General features: G+C 33.9%; 2 protein-coding genes. Both read right to left on the bottom strand.

From position 1 onward, the window contains the following. Nucleotides 1–29 precede the first annotated feature (29 nt). Nucleotides 30–980, bottom strand: coding sequence for a hypothetical protein (locus AC1DSL_RS18005; RefSeq protein WP_477533292.1), 951 nt, complete (start codon nucleotides 978–980; stop codon nucleotides 30–32). A 145-nt stretch (nucleotides 981–1,125) separates the two neighbouring features. Then, the coding region (locus tag AC1DSL_RS18000; protein ID WP_477533291.1) for a RusA family crossover junction endodeoxyribonuclease at nucleotides 1,126–1,585 on the bottom strand (460 nt) is incomplete at its 5' end.

The following is a 1,585-nucleotide window of genomic DNA, read 5'->3' as shown; positions in this document are numbered from 1 at the left end:
CATTTATAATTTATTAATTAAACTTATTTTTAAAACAGATTGCTAACGTCTACTGGTACGTCATTCTTCTTAGGAGGTGTAGTAGCTCCTCCTCCAAATGAAGCCATTGGTGGTTGTTGAGATGCAGATTGTTGCCCACGATTCTTCTGTTGTTCAAGATAAACTTCACGCTTCACTAATCGCTCATTGATTAATTCTGGATTGAATGCTTTTACATTGTCTTCTTCGTAAGGAACTGATGCGTTTGAAATTAATGATTCAGTAGTATATGAAACTGATTTTTCTTCAATAGGATCACCAAAGCCAGACTCAATCAATTTAACAGTCTCTACTCGTTTATTAACAATTTGACCAAATACTTTAATCGTTTGTCCTTTTTTGACATCATTTAAGAAGAAGTCTGCACCTTGTTCGATTACTGCAAATTTATATGGGACAATTCCTGAGTAGGTAGGGATGTATGACTCTACAATTGCACGACCAGTTTCTTCTCCCTCTCGGTCTGTTTCAGGCTTAGTTTTGCTCACGAAAACCTCAACTTCAAAGGTTGCACGAGGAGTCGGATCGTCTTTATCAGTTAAGCGATTAACAAACGCGCCTTCAATTTGTTGATATTGCTTAAACTGACTATCTTGACCGTAGTATTCATTAGTAGTTGCCTTGCCATCCACTTTAACTTGAGTTGGAACTAATGTTGGATTATCAACTAAGTCAGCTACACTTACATATTCATTTTCAATTGTTTTATATCCTTTATAGAAAGTATTTTCTGTTCCTGCTTTAGTAAACTTATTAGTTTGTAGTTGAACTTGGTGAACTTCATTTTCTCCAGTGCGGATACTGATTGTTCCCTTAATTTGCTCAACTACTGTACCATCTTGTTTCGTGTATGATGTTTCTTTTAAGTTCTTTTCTACTAATGTTCCTACTACTGTTGCTTTGTTGAAGCCTTCTTTTAATACTTTTACTTGTTCTGTCATTGAATAAAACTCCCCTTTTACATTCTGTTTTTTATTTTGATTATAATTTACTAATCAGCTATTTTGTAAAAATAGCCTACACTACTTATATATACGTTTTTTCAAGATTTATCAACTAGATTTGCAAATTAATTTAATTTATTTATTAATCTTTGTTTTTAAATTTAACGCAAACTGGTTCATTGATTGATCCAATTTCTTCTCGTACCGTACCATTCAGCGAATCGACTAGTATTGAACATCTTCCATTTCGATGTCTTGTGCAATTAATACAATTTTGTTCAAACTTGTCTGCTTCATCCTTGTTCTCAAATACACCAACAAAATCAACGGGTGTAAGCGTTACTTCTACTCTAGGATTACTTGAATCATAGACAATCCTTTGAGTCCTAACTAATACTCTTGAATCATTGTCATATGCGATTTTTTCTAAGGTGTCATTAAGGAGTTTGTATATGTTGTTATCATCTGATCCTCGTCTTGCAAAGTGAATCACAGCATCCTGATAAACAAAGTTCTCTTTAGTCCATTCATAATCCCATTCTTGTTTTTCCATTTGCTGCTTTGCATGAAACGCTATTTCTTCTTTTCGTTTAGCTCCAGCT

Source organism: Paenisporosarcina sp. P4_D4, from assembly GCF_056401835.1.
The sequence above is the reverse complement of the archived record's forward strand: the minus strand, read 5'-3'. Positions and strand labels throughout refer to the sequence as shown.